Genomic DNA, 1,407 nt, shown 5'->3' with positions numbered 1-1,407 from the left:
GTCGGCGCCGGAAGGCAGCCATCCCGAGGGGTCGTTCTCAATGTTGCCGGCTGAGACCGGGGCTTTGCAGCCTAATAAACGCCCAATCGCTTAGCACCGTCACGCCAGCGGTGCCTGCACCTGTCAGCTGGACCGCTTTCGAAACAAAGTAGCCGTGGCTGCACTCAAACCCGAGGACCAGGATCATATGAAAATCGTTATTGCCACGACGCCAGCGCCGGGCCATGTCAATCCAATGCTCGGAATCGCGCGCATCCTGATGGCCGAAGGTCACGAGGTGATGGCTGTCACAGGGAGCGCCTTTCATGAGCGCGTCAAAAGTATCGGCGCCATGTTTCGTCCCATCCCTGCCAGTGCGGATCAGGATGTGGTGGATCCTTTCTCGAAGTATCCCGAACTGAAGGAGACACCTCCGGGGCTGGAGTTGTTACGCCTCATCATAGAGCGTTTGTTCGTCGACCACATTCCCGCGCAGCATCAGTGCTTGCAACAGGTGCTGCGCGATTTCCCCGCCGAGATCCTGATAGGCGATGACTTCTTTTGTGGCCTCCTGCCAATGCTCCTCGCACCCCGCTCGAAGCGGCCCCCAATTGCGCTTTTCGGCACCTCGATCCTGCATTGGCACCGCGAGGACGGAGCACCAAACTTCCTCGGCTTGTCCCCTGCAACCACCCAGGCGCAGCGCGAGGAATACGCGATCGTCGCCCAGGAGTATGACGACATCGTCAACCAACCTGTCGCGCGTCGCGTAAACGGGTTCTTGGATGCCATGGGCGTTGGCCAGCTCTCGACGTCCCTTTTCGAGTCGATCGTCGGACTCGCAGATGCCTACATGCAGCTGACGGTGCCGAGCTTCGAGTTCCCGCGCATGCTCCCGCCTTCGGTGCAGTTCATCGGCGCGTTGCCCATGATCCCGAACCAGGCGCCACTCCCGCCCTGGGCGGATGAGCTGGACGGCCGGAAGAAGGTGGTCCTGGTCACTCAGGGGACAGTAGCGAACCACGATTTCGGTCTCTTGGTTGCCCCAACCTTGGCCGCGCTGGCTAATGAGGCGGACGTGCTCGTGGTCGTCACTGCAGGCGGGCGTCCACTCGAGGCAATCCCGGGCCCCCTCCCGACCAATGCGCGGGTGGCCAGCTATCTGCCATTCGAGTGGATCCTGCCAAAAACTGACCTACTGGTTACCAATGGCGGCTATGGCAGTGTCAACCAGGCGATGAGCTTTGGTGTTCCCTTGGTCACGGCAGGGCTGACCGAAGATAAGGCCGACGTGAACGCGCGGGTCGGCTGGTCCGGGGTCGGCATCAACCTTGGAACCAATGCACCGACGCCGCAGCTATTGCGCGGGGCCGTCCGGACTGCCCTCGATACGCAGAGGTATCGCGCGCGCGCCTCCTTCATGGCCAG

1 protein-coding gene is annotated in these 1,407 nt (G+C 61.6%); it reads left to right on the top strand.

Features of this window, described 5'->3' with window-relative positions; genetic code table 11:
* Window positions 1-187 precede the first annotated feature (187 nt).
* The coding region (locus HGP14_RS35080; protein ID WP_168834369.1) for a glycosyltransferase at window positions 188-1,407 on the top strand (1,220 nt) is incomplete at its 3' end.

The sequence above is a fragment of the Rhizobium sp. P32RR-XVIII genome, assembly GCF_012641395.1.
GTDB lineage: Bacteria > Pseudomonadota > Alphaproteobacteria > Rhizobiales > Rhizobiaceae > Rhizobium.
The sequence above is the reverse complement of the archived record's forward strand: the minus strand, read 5'-3'. Positions and strand labels throughout refer to the sequence as shown.